The organism is Clostridium nigeriense, assembly GCF_050585245.1.
GTDB lineage: Bacteria > Bacillota > Clostridia > Clostridiales > Clostridiaceae > Clostridium > Clostridium nigeriense_A.
In genome coordinates, this window is sequence record NZ_JBNOOF010000002.1 from 428,191 (window position 1) to 442,505 (window position 14,315).

12 protein-coding genes and 1 tRNA gene are annotated in these 14,315 nt (G+C 27.1%); 10 read left to right on the forward strand and 3 right to left on the reverse strand.

Features of this window, described 5'->3' with window-relative positions:
* Positions 1-10 precede the first annotated feature (10 nt).
* On the forward strand, positions 11-1,141 hold the full coding sequence (locus ACQPUY_RS05335) for a glycosyl hydrolase family 8 (RefSeq protein WP_430839990.1): 1,131 nt from the start codon (positions 11-13) through the stop codon (positions 1,139-1,141).
* Between the two features lie 100 nt (positions 1,142-1,241).
* Positions 1,242-3,395, forward strand: a complete 2,154-nt coding sequence (locus tag ACQPUY_RS05340) for a YhgE/Pip family protein (protein ID WP_430839992.1) — start codon at positions 1,242-1,244, stop codon at positions 3,393-3,395.
* A 257-nt stretch (positions 3,396-3,652) separates the two neighbouring features.
* Here ACQPUY_RS05340 and treR read toward each other — a convergent pair whose 3' ends face one another.
* Positions 3,653-4,366 carry a trehalose operon repressor gene (treR, locus tag ACQPUY_RS05345; RefSeq protein WP_430839994.1) on the reverse strand — a complete coding sequence of 238 codons (714 nt, stop codon included), beginning with the start codon at positions 4,364-4,366 and terminating at the stop codon, positions 3,653-3,655.
* A gap of 177 nt (positions 4,367-4,543) precedes the next feature.
* Here treR and treP point away from each other — a divergent pair, with 177 nt between their 5' ends.
* Complete coding sequence (gene treP, locus ACQPUY_RS05350) at positions 4,544-5,980, forward strand: PTS system trehalose-specific EIIBC component (protein ID WP_430839996.1); 1,437 nt, start codon at positions 4,544-4,546, stop codon at positions 5,978-5,980.
* A 50-nt stretch (positions 5,981-6,030) separates the two neighbouring features.
* Positions 6,031-7,701 (forward strand): alpha,alpha-phosphotrehalase, encoded by a 1,671-nt coding sequence (gene treC, locus ACQPUY_RS05355; RefSeq protein ID WP_430839998.1) that lies wholly within the window; start codon positions 6,031-6,033, stop codon positions 7,699-7,701.
* A 114-nt stretch (positions 7,702-7,815) separates the two neighbouring features.
* On the opposite strand, the gene ACQPUY_RS05360 is transcribed toward treC, so the two are convergent.
* The gene (locus ACQPUY_RS05360; protein ID WP_430840000.1) at positions 7,816-8,337 is read right to left on the reverse strand and encodes a hypothetical protein; all 522 of its coding nucleotides are present in this window, start codon (positions 8,335-8,337) and stop codon (positions 7,816-7,818) included.
* Positions 8,338-8,453: 116 nt separating this feature from the next.
* Here ACQPUY_RS05360 and ACQPUY_RS05365 point away from each other — a divergent pair.
* Positions 8,454-8,538: transfer RNA gene (locus ACQPUY_RS05365), tRNA-Leu, on the forward strand.
* A 112-nt stretch (positions 8,539-8,650) separates the two neighbouring features.
* Here the strand turns inward: ACQPUY_RS05365 and ACQPUY_RS05370 are convergent.
* Positions 8,651-9,727 (reverse strand): serine hydrolase domain-containing protein, encoded by a 1,077-nt coding sequence (locus ACQPUY_RS05370; protein ID WP_430840001.1) that lies wholly within the window; start codon positions 9,725-9,727, stop codon positions 8,651-8,653.
* 466 nt (positions 9,728-10,193) lie between these two features.
* Here ACQPUY_RS05370 and ACQPUY_RS05375 point away from each other — a divergent pair, with 466 nt between their 5' ends.
* From ACQPUY_RS05375 to ppaX, 5 genes are all read left to right on the forward strand, one after another.
* On the forward strand, positions 10,194-10,679 hold the full coding sequence (locus tag ACQPUY_RS05375) for a hypothetical protein (protein ID WP_430840003.1): 486 nt from the start codon (positions 10,194-10,196) through the stop codon (positions 10,677-10,679).
* A gap of 176 nt (positions 10,680-10,855) precedes the next feature.
* The gene (locus ACQPUY_RS05380; protein ID WP_430840005.1) at positions 10,856-11,752 is read left to right on the forward strand and encodes a helix-turn-helix transcriptional regulator; all 897 of its coding nucleotides are present in this window, start codon (positions 10,856-10,858) and stop codon (positions 11,750-11,752) included.
* A 152-nt stretch (positions 11,753-11,904) separates the two neighbouring features.
* Positions 11,905-12,558, forward strand: coding sequence for a GyrI-like domain-containing protein (locus ACQPUY_RS05385; protein ID WP_430840007.1), 654 nt, complete (start codon positions 11,905-11,907; stop codon positions 12,556-12,558).
* 100 nt (positions 12,559-12,658) lie between these two features.
* Positions 12,659-13,549: a radical SAM protein gene (locus ACQPUY_RS05390; protein ID WP_430840009.1), complete on the forward strand. Its 891-nt coding sequence runs from the start codon at positions 12,659-12,661 to the stop codon at positions 13,547-13,549.
* A 129-nt stretch (positions 13,550-13,678) separates the two neighbouring features.
* A complete protein-coding gene (gene ppaX, locus ACQPUY_RS05395; RefSeq protein ID WP_430840010.1) occupies positions 13,679-14,311 on the forward strand; it encodes a pyrophosphatase PpaX in 633 nt (210 codons plus the stop codon).
* Positions 14,312-14,315 lie beyond the last annotated feature (4 nt).

Here is a 14,315-nt window from a genome sequence, read left to right on the forward strand (position 1 = left end):
AATAAACGTAATGAAGAAAAAGTTTAAAGCTTTAATAATTATTTTAGTTTTAATATTAATGGGTTCATACATAAGCTACATATATCTATATAAATATGTAAAGAAAGTTGAAATACCTTCAGTAATATCTAATGAAGAGGTTTTAAAAGAAGAAGAGCTATTAGAGAATTTTATTAATGAGGAATTAATGAACGAAAGTGGTGGAATATACACTAATTATAGTAATAATAAAAGTGAAGGAGACTTAACAAAAGGGCATGATATCTTATCTGAATCTCAAGGAATGATATTAAATTATTATTTATACAAGAATAATGAAGAAGCCTATAAAAATATATTTAATTATATTAAAGATAATATGATGTTAAATGATGGATTAATTAGCTGGAGAATAGAAAATAATATTCCTTCAGAGGTATCAGCTGCAATTGATGATTTAAGAATAGCAAGATCATTAATAATAGCAGGGGAAGAATTTAATGATTTAAAATATAGATATTATGGTTTGAAAATTGCAAATAGTATAAAGAAAAAATTAGTTATAGATAATAGATTAATAGATTTTAATGATGGGTACGGAAAAAGTAATGTTACTACATTATGCTACTTGGATTTATATGGAATGAAATTATTATCTTTATTTGATGACAGTTGGAATGATATTTATATTAAGTCTTTAGAAATAATAGATAATGGTTTTATTAGTAATGACTTACCTTTATATAAGAAATCTTATGATGGAAGTACTGTAAGTTACGATAGTGAAGAAAATGTGGATACATTACTATCAGTTTTAGTTATTTTAAATAAAGCTGAAGTAAAGGAGGATGTAAGTTTAAGTGTTAATTGGTTAAAAAATAGGTTAAAAGAGTATGGATATATTTCAACTACCTATGATATTAATACATTAGAAGAAAGTAAAGTAGAATCAACATCTATTTATGCTAATTTAGTTCAAATAGCAAAGGTAATTAATGATAAGGAGCTTTATGAAATGGCAATGAGAAAAATGAAGAATTTTCAAGTTCTAAATGAAAAAAGTAAAATTTACGGTTCCTTTGGATTTGAGGGAGCTAATGAAGTTTATTCTTATGATAATTTAAATGTATTATTAGCACTTAGAAGAAAATTTAATAATTAGAACCTCTATTGTAAGGCTATTTTAAAATCTTTTAATAATTTTATTATTTTTAGCAAAAAATAAAGTTATTACTAAAGATAAGCCTTAGATGGAGGATAGAATGAAAAATATATTTAAAATATTTATAAGGGATTTAAAAAGTATAGTAAAGAATTGGGTGGCATTAATAATTATAGTTGGACTTATGATATTACCCTCTTTATATGCATGGTTTAACATAAGAGCAAGTTGGGATCCTTATGGAAATACAGGAGGAATAAAGGTTGCTATTGTTAATAATGATAAGGGAGGTAACCTACAAGATAAGTTTATAAGCGTAGGTGATGAGCTTGTAAATAAGCTTAAAGATAATACTAATTTAGGGTGGGAGTTTGTTTCAGAGGAGGAAGGTAACACAGGAGTTGAGAGAGGAATATACTATGCAACTATAATAATTCCGGAGGGATTCACAGAGGAAACATTATCTATAATGAATAGACCTATTAAAAGGCCAACATTAATATATAAGGTGAATGAAAAAAGTAATGCTATTGCACCTAAAATAACAGATAAGGGTATTACAACAATAAAATCTCAAGTTGATACTAACATAATAGAAACTGTAGATGGATTAATATTTAAGGTATTAAATGAGATGGGTGTAAGTATTGAAGGATCAAAGGATAAAATATTAAAACTAATGAATGGAATTATTGAGTTAAACAATAAGGTTCCTGAAATAGAGAATATAATAAATGAAATATATAATGGAAGTTCCAAGGCAGAGGACTTAGTTGCTAAGGCTAAGGAGAATCTACCATTATTGCAGGATACATTAACTTCTAGTGATAATTTATTGGTTGATACTAAAAATGCATTAGAAAAATCAAAAGAAGCATTAGGTGAAATAACTCCAGTTGTTAAGTCAGATTTAGAGTTAATAAATACAGAACTTAGCAATTTAGATGGACTTATTGATACTGTTATAAATATAAATATAGATAAAAATTCAATTTTAAATGGTCTTGATAATATTAACGTTAAACTTGGTGATATAAATGATAAAATCAATGGAATAATAAAGGCTCTAGAACCTTTATCTAAGTTTAATGATAATTTAAAAGAAATAGTAAATGAATTAAATTTAGCAAGCTCTAAATTAAGTTCAGCTATGGCTGTGATAAATCAGGTAGGTGATGCAGTTAATAATGCAAAGCCTATAGATAAGAGTAAGCTTAAAGAGATTAAGGAATTAATAGCAGTTAATAGGAATATTATTTTAAATATTTTAAATAACTATGATTCTAAATATATTCCGGCAATAAATAATGCTATAAGCGAATTAACTAAGATATCAGATAATAGCATTAAGCTTTTAGAGGAAGCAAAATCAGCAATTCCAGATATAGATAGCTTGTTAGATACTTTAAATAATGCATTAAAGCTTGGTAAAGGAGATATAGAAAAATTAAATAGTGAAATGCCAACTATTAAAGCTAGTTTAAGTGAAATTGCTTCAAAATTATCCTCTATAAATAAAGAAGAGGAAGTAGATAAGTTATTATCTTTACTAAAAAATGATTGGGAAGCTGTAAGTAAATTTTTAGGAAGCCCTGTCGAAATTAAAGAAGAAATTTTATTTTCTATTCCTAATTATGGATCAGCAATGTCTCCATTTTATTCAACACTTGCTTTATGGGTAGGAGCATTAATTTTAGTTTCTTTATTAACTACAGAGCCACATGGATTTAAAGAAAAAATAAAATTTAAATCTTATGAAAAGTATTTTGGAAAGTTTTTAACCTTTGCTTCCATAGGAATATGTCAGGCTTTAATCTTAACCTTAGGAGATATATACTTATTGAAGTGCTATGTATTAAATAAATGGTTATTTATAGGAGTAAGCCTTCTAAGTAGCATAATATTTATTATAATAGTGTATACCTTAGTTTCTATATTTGGTAATGTGGGTAAGGCTATTTCTGTAATATTATTGGTTATACAAGTAGCAGGAGCTGGTGGAACCTTCCCTGTGGAAGTAATGCCAAGTTTCTTTAAAAAAGTAAATCCATTATTACCATTTACATATGCAATTTCAGCAATGAGAGAATCAGTAGCAGGTGTTATTAAAGCAAATTTAACTAGAGATATAACAATGCTTTTAAGTTATGGAATAATATTTATATTAATAGGATTATTCTTAAAAGGACCTATTAATAAAGTTAGTAAGAAATTTATAGAAAAGTTAAATGAAAGTGGACTTATAGGACACTAGATGGCAATGGATAATACGTAATGGATAATGCATAATTTAGGAGAAAACTCCTTTCGGAGTTTTTGAAAATTAAAGAATTAAAAAATGAAGGAATTAAAAAATTAAAGAATGAAAGAATTAAAGAATTAATGAGGAAGATGCTGTCGCACAATGTAAAATTAATATAGAAATTCCTTAAGGAGTTTCTATATTAAATATATTTTTAGTAATTTGTTTCAAATTACTTCAATAATTCTAAATTTTACATTATACATTTTTTATAGTCTTTTAGCATAGGTTGAAAATGTAAACTTATCAGGTCTGTGACGTGATTCAGTATATTCAAATAAAGTTCCATCTTCTAGGTAAACATAGTTTTTTATAATTGCAACTAGATTATATCCTTTAAGATTAAGGAGTTTTTTATCAAGATTAGTTGCTTCTTCAACTGAAACTATTTTTTGAGCACCAGCAATTTTTAAGGATAAATTATTTTCTAAATAATCATAAATTGAATTACTAGCAATATCTATATTTAAGTTTTTAATTACATCTTTTAAAAAGTAATTTATATCTAATATATTTTCTTCTCCATCTATAATTCTAGTCCTTTCTATATAGAAGACTTTTGAATCTAATGCAAAACCAGTTTTCTTTGAAAGTTTTTCATCTATTACTATTTCTTTAAAACAATGAACCTTAGTAGAGTACTTCATATTATTATTTAAGGAAGCTTCTTTAAAACTTTGTAGACCACCAACTAAAAATTTAAGTTGGTGTTTTTCTAAAACGAAAACACCTTTTCCGTGGACACTTGCAACTAATCCTTCAAAAGACAATTGATTTATTGCTCTTCGTACTGTATTTCTACTAACATCAAATAAAGAGGTTAATTCATGCTCAGAAGGTAATTTTTCTCCAGCCTTATATTCATCAGTTAATATTTTGTTTTTTATATATTCGTATATTTCTGTATATTTCACCATTTTCATTTAAGCTAAAATCTCCTTTGGACCTTGTTATATAGTATATTATAGCATTAAAGATAAAAATAAAATAGAAAAGAAAGATAAACTTGTTTAAACAACAATTGACACACTTGTTTAAACAAGTTATAATGAAATCGTAAACAAATATGTATTATAAATGGGTATTAAGGGGGAATAGAGATGGTAACTTATAAACAAGAAGCTTTAGACTTACTAGAACTTATAGGAGGAAAAGAAAATATTGCAAGTGCTAGTCATTGTGTAACAAGACTAAGATTTGTTTTAAAGGATGAAAAAGTTGCAAAGGCAAAAGCAAAGGAAATTGAAAATTTACCAAGTGTCAAAGGAACTTTTATTAATGCAGGTCAGTTCCAAGTTATAATTGGAAATAATGTACAAGCTTTTTATAACGATTTAGTTGAAGTGGCTGGATTAAAAGTAGCATCAAAGGAAGAAGTTAAAAAGGCAGCTCAAAAGAATATGTCTTTACTTCAAAGAACCATTGCAGGTCTTGCAGAAATATTTATTCCTATTTTACCAGCTATTATTACTGGAGGTCTTATTTTAGGTTTTAGAAATGTTATTGGTGACTTAGCTATATTTGGAGATGGAGCACAAACTTTAACTCAGTTACATCCAATATTAGCAGAAATTCATAGTTTTCTATGGATTTTAGGAGAAGCAATATTCCACTTCTTACCTGTAGCAGTAACATGGTCAACTGTTAAGAAATTTGGTGGTTCAGAAATACTTGGTATAGTTCTTGGAATTACATTAGTATCACCACAATTATTAAATGCTTATGGTTACGCAGAAGCATTACAAAATGGAGCTGTTCCTTTTTGGAATTTTGGATGGTTTACAATAGATAAAGTTGGATATCAAGCTCAAGTAATACCAGCAATATTATCTGGTATTGTATTGGCAAAAATTGAACTTAAACTAAAAAAATATATACCAGATGTTTTGAAGATGATTGTTATACCATTTACAACTCTTTTAATTACAGTTTTATTATCTTATATAATAATTGGACCAATTTCAAGAGAACTTGGTAATTATATTGCAACTATTTTTAACTATTTATTAACAGGACCTTTTAAGATAGTGGGAGCCATAATCTTTGGACTTGCTTATGCACCATTAGTTATTACAGGGTTACATCACACATTTATTGCTGTGGATTTACAATTAATTGCAAATGGTGGAACTATGATTTGGCCACTTATAGCTTTAAGTAATATTGCTCAAGGAGCTTCAGCAGTAGCCATGTTAATAATATATAAAAAGAATGCTAGAATAAAATCTATAGCAGCATCAGCAGGAATATCTGCATGGCTAGGTGTTACTGAGCCTGCTATGTTTGGTATTAACTTAAAATATAAATTCCCATTTGTAGCAGCTTTAATTGGATCAGCTTGTGCAGCAGTAATTTCAATACTTTCAGGAGTATTAGCTAATTCTATTGGTATAGGAGGATTACCTGGATTCTTAGCAATTCAGCCTCAATATTGGGTGCCATTTATAATTGCAATGGCAGTAGCAGTTGTAGTTCCTATAGTATTAACTTTTATATTCAATAAGAAGTTTGGGTCAAATGTTGAAGAGATAGAATAATCAGTTGGAGCTGTTGCGACAGCTCCACAATTAATTAAGAGGTTAATAAAATGAAAAATAATGATTGGTGGAAATCTTCAGTTGTTTATCAAATTTATCCTAAAAGCTTTAAGGATAGTAATGGAGATGGAGTTGGAGATTTAGTTGGAATAATAGAAAAATTAGATTACTTGAAAGACTTAGGGGTGAAGGTGATATGGCTTACACCTATATATGTTTCACCTCAAAATGATAATGGTTATGATATAGCAGATTATTACAATATAGATCCTATGTTTGGAAGTGTGGAAGACTTTAAAAAATTATTAGAAGAAACTCATAAAAGAGATATGAAGTTAATTTTAGATATGGTTGTAAATCATACATCTACTGAACATCATTGGTTTAAGGAAGCAATTAAAGACATTAATAGTCCATACCATGATTTTTATATATGGAGAGAAGAACCTAATAATTGGAGGTCTAAGTTTGGAGGTTCAGCTTGGGAATATGTTGAAAGTTTAGATGAATATTATCTTCATTTATTTGATAAGACTCAAGCAGATTTAAATTGGGAAAATCCTAAACTAAGAGAAGAAATATTTAAGATGATGAGGTATTGGCTAGATATGGGTGTTGATGGATTTAGGTTAGATGTTATTAATCTTTTATCTAAGGATACAAGATTTTTAGATGATGATTTTAAATCTGCTACTAGAGATGGTAGAAGATTTTATACGGATGGACCTAAGATACATCAGTATTTAAATCTACTGAATAAGGAAGTTTTCTCAAAATATAGTGGGATTATGACTGTGGGGGAAATGTCTTCTACTACAATAGATAATTGTATAAAATATACTAATACGGAAAATGAAGAGTTAGATATGACATTTAATTTCCATCACTTAAAAGTAGATTATCCCAAAGGAGAAAAATGGGAATTAGCACCTTTTGATTTTCATATATTAAAGAAGTTATTATTTGAATGGCAAATTGAAATGGAAAAGGGAAATGGTTGGAATGCTTTATTTTGGTGTAATCATGATCAACCAAGAATAGTGTCTAGATTTGGAAATGATAGTGTATATAGAGAAGAATCAGCAAAGATGTTAGCAACTGCGATACATTTAATGAGAGGGACACCATATGTATATCAAGGAGAGGAAATAGGTATGACTAATCCAAACTTTAATGATATTAATGATTATAGAGATGTTGAATCATTAAATGCTTATAATACCTTATTAGAAAAGGGAATAGAAAAAGAAGAGATTTTAAATATATTAAAAAATAGATCTAGAGATAATTCTAGAACACCTATGCAATGGAACAATATGAAAGAAGCTGGATTTACAAGTGGAACGCCTTGGATAAAGCTATCTAGTAACTATAATAAAATTAATGTTGAGCTAGAAAGAAATAAAAGTAATTCAATATTAAATTATTATATGGAATTAATAAAGATAAGAAAAAATAATAAAATAGTATCAGAAGGTAAATTTATTCCTTTATTAGAAGAGCATTCAAAAATTCTAGCTTATATTAGAGAGCTAAATGGAAGGGAAATATTAGTTGCCTGCAATTTTTATGGAGAAAAAACAATGGCATCTTTAAAGGATATTAAGGGGATGGACTTTGATACCTTATTAAGCAATTCTGATGAAAATAAATTACAAGAAGAAAATATTTTTTTAGAACCTTATGGAGCAATAGTATTAGAGTTAAGAATGAAGGAATAAAGAAATGAAAAAATGAAAAAATGAAAGAATGATGGAATTAAAGAACGAAGGAAAAAATTAATGAAGGAATTTGTTTAGAGGTTCCTTCATTAATTAAATTATTAGTTTTTAATTTTAAACTTGTAAAATATTTTTTATAATTAGGTCTATTTCAGGTATTTCTTTATCTGTATATGTAGAGATATTGTAATCGTAAGAGTAATCATCAAGAGCTCTTTCAGTTTTATGGTTATTTTGCTCATTAGTTAAATTGCTTTTATAGTCTACTCTAGTTATATGGATTGATATTGTTCTTCCTATATTTTTTAAACATTCTATTTCTCTTGGAAATCTTGCATCAGGGATAATAGCGATATCAAAATCTTCTTTTACTAAGTTTAATATTCTAAGCAATTCATTAATTAAGAACATTTCATCTTGTTCTCTCATTTTATCTCCTAATTTTTGAAGTATATCCCTACCAATCTCATCTTTAAGACCATTCCAATTATATACTTGAGTTGCTACCATTTTTAAATAATCAGCATAATGAATTATGAATACCCTTTTACCTTTACTTTCAAGTAGGCATTTCAATTTATTTGCAAGGGTATCTTTACCGTGTCCTGCACCACCAGAAATTGATACACATTTCATTAATAGCGCCTCCCTTTTCTTTTGAATTTAGTAACATTCCTAAAAGATTATAACACAATATAGTATTAATATATTGAAAAATATAATATAATAAATTAAAATTATAATATAAAGATGCAGATGTGGCGGAATGGCAGACGCATCATCTTGAGGGGGTGACGGGGAATCCTCGTGCGGGTTCAAGTCCCGCCATCTGCACCATAGACATGAATTTGTTAAAATTTTTTTCAACTTTGAGTTATAGAAATCAATTGGAAGATTGATTTCTTTCTATTTTCAGAGAAAAATCGTTGTTAGAAGGAGCGCTGCTTACTTAATTGTAATTTAGTTCCTTCATTATTTTTGAACCTATGGCAGTCATAGGTATTTTTTTATAAGGAGAAATATTAGAAAGAATAACTACTCCAATATTTTTTTCTTTATTAAATGCAATATAACTATTAAAATTACTCGTTCCTCCATTATGCCAAATAATATCATTTTTTGCGTCAATAATCCAAGCCATCCCTATTTTATCTAGCTTTATATTCATTTTTTCATACATAAAATTATTAGAATTTATTTCTTTTAATTCTTTGCTAGTATTATTTATATAATCTGTATTAGAATTCATATAGAACTCTAAATATTTTGACATATCGTCTATATTAGAGATAATTGCTCCTGCTGGAATATATCCATCATCTTGCTTCCAATTCCAATAATCTTTTAAATTTCCAGTGCAAGTAGCAACTTTTGTATTTTCAAGATTTAAATCTTTGACAATAAATTCATTCATTAGTGTAACAAAGTCTCTGTTATAAACTTTTTCTAAAACAAGTCCTATAACAGATATGCCAAAATTTGAATATTCAAATTTATAATCTTTATCCTCCAAATAAATATTTTTCACTGTGTTTAATATATTTTCTTTACTAATACCATAAAAATCATTATCTTCATTAAACTTATTATTTATCATTTGTTTATCAAAATAATAGGATTTATAACCAGAGGTATGAGTTATAAGTCTTTCTATTGTAGGATAATACTTATCTTCATCAAGTTCTAAATATTCACTAATAGAATCAGTAATGTTAATTTTGTTTTCACTTATAGCCTTTGAAAGCATTAGAGATACGAAAGTTTTACTGATTGAGCCAATCTCATAATCATATTTTGTGTATTTTTCTTCTTTTCCATCTGTACCATAAGTTTTATAATCTATTGTTCCATCATTTATTATAGCGATGGAAATTTTAGTATCATCATCATTTTTAGTTACGTATTTTATCATATCATTTGAACTGATTTTTTCTATCTGATTTAATTGATAGATTTTGTAGATAAATATTGTTATCCCAATCAAAACAACTATTCCTAATAATATTAAAATAACCTTTAAAATCATTTTTTTCACTCCTATACAACTCCAATTTAAATTACTATTTAGTACTTAGTCTTAATATAAGTATAGCACTAAATTTAAATATTTTTCCAAAGCAGATAAATATTACAATTTGATTAGTAATCGATATAGTTGTGAAAAGTTGTAGATTACTACGATACTTGTACGAGAGAAATAAAAATTTAGAAAAAATAAATCTTAGATAAGTATTAATTAAAGAATTAAATAAATATGTATGTATAAGCAATTATAATTTTATGGAAAATATATTATGATGTTTGTAGATGGGGTATATGCAAACAATTATGCTAATGAAGTTAGGTATAGTTTTAAGTTTTTGGAAGCTTAGTAGGATTGGCTCTATCCTTAGTAATTTTAGGAGCAATTGTGATATTGCTCAACTACAAGTTATTAAAATGTGCAAAATGATTATAATATGAGGTTGTATAAATTTTTTAAGGAGTTAAAGGTGAGGAATTTTGGATTTTCTTATATTGGCTTGATTTATTTATTAATGCTTTTTATTCCAAACATAATTTGGACAAAAAATATGCCGAAAGGGTATAACGAGATAGTGAAAGATGAAAATAGAATACTATTGCTATTTGAAAGAGTTGGTCAAGTTACTGTAACTTGTTTAGCAGTAATATTTACAGATTTTAATCTTAGAAATTTGTCTATATGGAGTATTTGGTTACTTACATCTTTTATTATTATGTTACTTTATGAAATTTGTTGGGTAAGATATTTTAAAAGTAATCATACTCTAGAAGATTTCTATGGAAGCTTTCTTGGAATTCCAGTTCCACTTGCTAGTTTACCTATAATAGGATTCTTACTTCTTGGTATATATGGAAAGGTAGTATGGATGGTTATAGCTGTATCAATGCTTGGAATTGGTCATATAGGTATACATTTGCAGCACCTTAATTATATTAAGGATAATAGTAGATGATTTTATCATCATATTTATATTATAATATTTAATATAGAAGGAATAAAAAGTTGTATTTTCTAGACTACATTTATAACAATCAATTATAGAGTGTGGTCTTTTTAATATATTAGAAAGGATAGAACTTTTATATGTCCACTTTTTTTATATAAATAAATTATGGTTTGGGTGATAATATGAAAGGAAATAGGCTATTTGAAATAATATATATTTTACTAGATAAGAAGAATGTTAAGGCAAAGGATTTAGCAGAGCATTTTGAAGTGTCACAAAGAACTATTTACAGAGATATAGAAGCTTTATCTGAGGCTGGAGTTCCTGTTTATATGACTAAGGGTAAGGGTGGGGGAATAAGCCTTTTAGCAGACTTTATATTAAATAAAGCAGTTTTATCACAAGAAGAAAAGAAAGAAATACTAGCAGCTATGCAAGGTCTTAATGCTGTTAACGAAAATGAGTTTAATGGTGCATTATCTAAGTTAAGTTCATTTTTAGGAGGAAATAATGAAAATTGGATAGAAGTTGATTTTTCAAATTGGGATAGAAATAATGAGTTAGGAGATAAATTTACTGATATAAAAAGTTCTATAATAAATAAAAATTTAATATCCTTTGAGTATTTTAACTCAGGTGGAGAGGTACTAGAGCGAATTGTTGAACCATTGAAATTAGTTTTTAAAAGCCAAGGATGGTACTTATATGCTTATTGTAAGAAAAGAGAAGATAATAGATTTTTTAAACTTACAAGAATGAAGAATATAAAAATTATTTCAGAAAAGTTTACTAGAACTGCTCCTAATAAGTTATTTTTAGAAGAAGATATAGGATATTCTAATAAATTAATACATCTTAAATTAAGGGTAAATAAGAAGTTAGGATTTAGGATATATGATGAGTTTCAAAAGTATTCTTTAGATGATAATGGGGATTTTATAGTTGATTTAGACTTCCAATTAGGTGATTGGTTATATGGGTACTTAATGTCTTTTGGAGAAAATATAGAAGTTCTTGAACCGTTATATATAAGAGAAGAAATAAAAAAAAGATTACTATGTGCTCTTAGTAAATATTAATATGACGTAATGATGTCATATTATGCTTTGTATAATATAACTATAGATGGGAAGTTAATATTAACTTTTAAGCTATAGAATATTTATATGGTATCCTGTAAAATTTAAAATTAATCATTTTTAGTTATAACAGGGATGTGAAAGGAGAATTTATGGATAAATTAGATTATAAAAAAGAGTTTAAGGATTTATATTTACCTAAAACACAACCTATGGAAATAATTGTTCCTAAGATGAACTTTATTATGGTAGATGGGAAGGGTAATCCTAATGATGAAGTTGGAGAGTATAAAAAAGCAGTTGAGTTATTATATTCATTATCGTATACAATTAAAATGAATAAGGAAATCAAGAAAAATTTAGAAGGGTATTTTGATTATGTAGTTCCTCCTCTTGAAGGTCTATGGTGGCTAGAAGATGATGATATGGATTTTAGTAAAAAGCATAAATATATTTGGAGTTCAATGATACGCCAACCTGAATTTGTAACTAAAGAGGTCTTTGAACTAGCATGTTATGAAGCTAAAAAGAAAAAGCCAGATATAGATATAAGTAAAGCAAGATTTGAAGTTTTTAATGAAGGCTTATGTGTTCAATGTATGCATATTGGTCCATTTGATGAAGAATACTTAACTACTGAAAAAATTGATAAATACATTAAGGAAAATAATTTAATTAATGATATTTGTGGAATTAACGAGGATGGTAAAATTAGAAGACATCATGAAATTTATTTATCAGACCCTAGAAAGGTTAAAATTGAAAGAATGAAAACTGTTATAAGACATCCAGTTAGGAGGAAGTAATGGAGGAAGCCATGGGGGAATTTATAACAAATGAAATATTATCAGAAAGTAAGTTTAATAAATTTATTAAGGAAAAAGGTCTTATTTAGGAGATATATATATGGATTTTATACCAGCAAAAAGTATTATATCTGGATATAGAGAAAATAATAATTGGTTTGGAACTAATTATAATATGAATATATATAAAGGCTGTTGTCATGGATGTATATATTGTGATAGTAGAAGTGAGTGTTATGGTATAGATAATTTTGATATAGTTAGAGCTAAAGAAAATTCTTTAGAAATGATAAGAAGAGAATTAAAATCTAAAAGGAAAAAGGGAGTTATTGGGACAGGTGCCATGAGTGATCCTTATAATCCTTTTGAAAAGAAGTTTTCTTTAACACGTAATGCACTAGAAAGTATTGATAATAGTGGATTTGGAGTAGCTATTGCAACGAAAAGTGATTTAATTACAAGAGATATTGATATTTTAAAAAGAATTAAAGAGCATTCACCAGTGCTTTGTAAAATTACAATTACGACAGCAGATGATGAGTTATGTAAGATAATTGAACCAAATGTAGTGGTTACATCTAAGAGATTTGAAGCAATAAAGAAATTATCTGATGAAGGAATCTATACAGGAATATTATTAATGCCGATTTTACCTTTTATAAATGATACAGAAGAAAATATAATTAGTATTGTAAGATTAGCAAAAGAAAATGGAGCAAGATTTATTTACCCTGCTTTTGGAGTTACTTTAAGATCTAATCAAAGAGATTACTTTGTTAAGATGTTAGATAAGTATTTCCCTGAAGTAAAAGATAAATATATTAAAATGTTTGGGAATGATTATATGTGTAGTAGTCCTAATGCAAGAAAATTATATAATATATTTAGTAACGAATGTAAAAGGCTAGGGATACTTTATAAAATGAATGATATAATAGTTGACTATAAAAAAGGATATTATAATGAACAAATAAGTTTATTTGATATGTAAGGGGTAGTTAGAGGACTATCCCTTTTTTGATTGCATAATAATAATATGTAAATTTTGCATAATTATAATTTAATATGTTATTATAAAATAAAGACTTTATAATTGAGCATGAGATAAACAGGAGGAAATATGATAAAAGCAGTATTATTTGATTTAGATGGAACATTATTAGATACAAACGAATTAATATATAATTCTTTTGTAAAAACATTTAAAGATAAATTAGAAATGGAATTAAAAAGAGAAGAAATATTAGACTTTTTTGGCAGACCATTAGGAGAGCCTTTTAAGAAATATGCTAAAAGAGATAATGTTGATGACTTAGTTGCATATTATAGAGAATATAATGAAGCTATACATGACACGATGTGTTTTGCTTTTGATGGGGTTAAGGATCTTTTAGATGGATTAAAGGAAAGAAACATAAAGATAGGAATAGTTACTTCAAAAAGAGCTGAACTTGCAATTAGAGGGATGAAAGTAGCAGGAATATATGATTATATGGATGTAATTATTACGCCAGAGTCTACAGAATTACATAAGCCTAATCCAGATCCAGCCTTAAAAGCTTGTAGTGATTTAGGAATAGAACCTAGTGAAGCTATGATGGTTGGAGACAGTATTTATGATATATATTGTGGTAAATCAGCAGGTTGTAAGACTTGTGGAGTAAATTATACATTTATAGGATTAGACACTTTAAAAACTTCAGAGCCAGATTATTTAATTGATAGACCAGAAGATATATTAAATTTAGTATAGTAAT

Bases quoted from the DNA above. Each gene is read 5' to 3' on its own strand.
- ACQPUY_RS05385 (WP_430840007.1), top strand. From the start codon at position 11,905: ATGGATAAATTAGATTATAAAAAAGAGTTTAAGGATTTATATTTACCT.
- ACQPUY_RS05380 (WP_430840005.1), top strand. From the start codon at position 10,856: ATGAAAGGAAATAGGCTATTTGAAATAATATATATTTTACTAGATAAG.
- ACQPUY_RS05370 (WP_430840001.1), bottom strand. From the start codon at position 9,727: ATGATTTTAAAGGTTATTTTAATATTATTAGGAATAGTTGTTTTGATT.
- ppaX (WP_430840010.1), top strand. From the start codon at position 13,679: ATGATAAAAGCAGTATTATTTGATTTAGATGGAACATTATTAGATACA.
- ACQPUY_RS05390 (WP_430840009.1), top strand. From the start codon at position 12,659: ATGGATTTTATACCAGCAAAAAGTATTATATCTGGATATAGAGAAAAT.
- treR (WP_430839994.1), bottom strand. From the start codon at position 4,366: ATGAAAATGGTGAAATATACAGAAATATACGAATATATAAAAAACAAA.
- ACQPUY_RS05360 (WP_430840000.1), bottom strand. From the start codon at position 8,337: ATGAAATGTGTATCAATTTCTGGTGGTGCAGGACACGGTAAAGATACC.
- ACQPUY_RS05340 (WP_430839992.1), top strand. From the start codon at position 1,242: ATGAAAAATATATTTAAAATATTTATAAGGGATTTAAAAAGTATAGTA.
- ACQPUY_RS05335 (WP_430839990.1), top strand. From the start codon at position 11: ATGAAGAAAAAGTTTAAAGCTTTAATAATTATTTTAGTTTTAATATTA.
- treC (WP_430839998.1), top strand. From the start codon at position 6,031: ATGAAAAATAATGATTGGTGGAAATCTTCAGTTGTTTATCAAATTTAT.
- treP (WP_430839996.1), top strand. From the start codon at position 4,544: ATGGTAACTTATAAACAAGAAGCTTTAGACTTACTAGAACTTATAGGA.